The sequence below is a fragment of the Collinsella aerofaciens genome (genome assembly GCF_028209885.1).
GTDB classification, from domain to species: domain Bacteria; phylum Actinomycetota; class Coriobacteriia; order Coriobacteriales; family Coriobacteriaceae; genus Collinsella; species Collinsella aerofaciens_BA.
In genome coordinates this window covers 1-2039 of record NZ_JAQLEM010000070.1, presented here as the reverse complement: position 1 = coordinate 2039, position 2039 = coordinate 1, and the positions used below count along the sequence as shown (strand labels likewise).

Sequence of the window (2039 nt, the reverse complement as noted above, 5' to 3'; positions counted from 1 at the left end):
GCAACGCGTTGCGCTGAGTCCTGAGGCTGTTGCAATGAAAATGAGAATCAAGGACCGCCAAACACAACGCACGCATCTCAATCTGTCAGCCAAATCATTCGAACAGCTGTTCGTTTCTATGATATGATTCAGCTATCTAAGCAGGCCAATACGCAGAAAGGCGGCCAACATGGCGTTCGACTTTAAGAAGGAATGCAAGGAGCTCTACAAACCTGCAAGCAAGCCGAGTATCGTAACTGTCCCGCCTATGAGCTACGTTGCCGTTCGCGGCAAGGGCGACCCAAATACCGAAGGTGGCGAGTATCAAAACGCCCTGCCGCTGCTTTACGGAATCGCCTATACCGTCAAGATGTCGAAGAAAGGCTCAAGGAGTATCGAGGGCTATTTCGACTTTGTGGTACCGCCGCTCGAGGGTTTCTGGTGGCAAGACTCCCCGAGCGGCGACATCGATTATGTACGCAAGGACGATTTCAACTTTATCTCGTGCATCCGCCTACCCGATTTCGTCACCCGAGATGACTTTGACTGGGCAGTCGTGGAAGCCACGAACAAAAAGAAACTGGACTTTTCTGCCGTCGAGCTGCTTAAAGTTGACGAGGGTCTCTGCGTTCAATGCATGCACACCGGGCCCTACGACAACGAACCGGCGACCGTAGACGCTATGCATGAATACACGACCGAGCAGGGCTATGTCCCCGACTTCTCAGACACCCGTTTACATCACGAAATCTATCTCTCCGATCCACGTAAATGTGCACCGGAGAAACTTAAGACTGTGGTTCGTCATCCCATCAAGCGCGCTGAATAGCGTGGAGCGTCATTTCACGCGCTAGGTTTTAAGCCAGCCAACCAGCCGCCTCCTAGGCTGTCAAGCAATTATCTTGACGCGGCCCGTCGCATCTTATAAGTTTGTTTTGCTAAAGCTGGAAAGCCTCTCAACGATGCGCAACTCCAGCTCTTTTTCTATCAAGAGGCTTAAATGAAATACCAGAAGTCGTGGATATCCATCAACGAACAGATGGCACTATTGACAGAAAACAAGGGTCTTAAGTGCTCTGATCAAAGCGAACTCGAGCGAGCTTTGGTCGAAGTCGGCTACTACAGGCAAAGCACTCGAACGCTACTCCTCGTACGCGCCCTCAAGCCGCAGCAGCCACTCCTTACGGTCGAGGCCGCCGGCATATCCGTTGAGCGATCCGTCGGCCGCCACCACGCGATGGCACGGCACAATAATCGAAATGGGATTGCGTGCAACCGCGGCCCCCACGGCACGGGGAGACACAACGGGTGCCTCGTTTCCCGGTACACGATGTCGAGCCGCAACACGCTGGGCGATCTCACCATACGTAGCGACCTCGCCACGCGGGATTGAAAGCAGCTCAAACCAAACCTCGCGCTGAAACGCCGTACCAATCATATGCAACGGCGGCGTAAACCGAGGCTCCTGCCCCGCAAAATAAGCATTCAGCCAAGCCCAAGAACGCTCAAGCACCGAAGATGCCGCACCATTTGCGGGACTTACCGACGACATGCCACCGGTACCGGAAACCGCGTCGGTGCCTTCAATATGTTCGGGATCTTCTTTGAGAAGCGTGGAGCCAAAGTGCTCCTGCCCCTCAAACCAAAGCCCCGTCAGACCGCGGCCATCAGCGGCAAGCAGAATCTCGCCCAAAGGCGAAGCAAACGTCGTCGTGACCACCAGCGGCTCCTTTCAAAACTCCGCAACATAATACCGCGAATTGTGCAGACAACCCCAATCGACCCCAAAGTCACCCAAGGCAGTAGGCGCAACGCGCCGCAGCTGCCGGCCGCGCCCCACAGTCCCCAAAGGCGGCAGGCGCACAGCGCCGAGGCCGCCGCCGGGACCAGAGCCCGCAACAGCCGCGCGCCCCCACATCAGCCCAGCGGCCCCAACCAACAACGGCCCCATCACAGGCCGCTCGCAGCAGCGTCACCGCAGGCGGGGGCCGGGCTTAGTTTTCAGAACACTCCGCAGACCAGTGTGGCGCCTTGTCCGCGGCTCCGAAGGAGCAGGACAA

General features: G+C 56.5%; 2 protein-coding genes. One reads left to right on the top strand and one right to left on the bottom strand.

All coding sequences use genetic code 11. From position 1 onward, the window contains the following. Nucleotides 1–169: 169 nt before the first annotated feature. Entirely contained in the window at nucleotides 170–808 is a 639-nt protein-coding gene (locus PMX21_RS09985) for a GyrI-like domain-containing protein (protein ID WP_271759290.1), read from the top strand. A gap of 312 nt (nucleotides 809–1120) precedes the next feature. Here PMX21_RS09985 and PMX21_RS09980 read toward each other — a convergent pair whose 3' ends face one another. Next, entirely contained in the window at nucleotides 1121–1699 is a 579-nt protein-coding gene (locus tag PMX21_RS09980; RefSeq protein ID WP_271759289.1) for a methylated-DNA--[protein]-cysteine S-methyltransferase, read from the bottom strand. Between the last annotated feature and the right edge of the window lie 340 nt (nucleotides 1700–2039).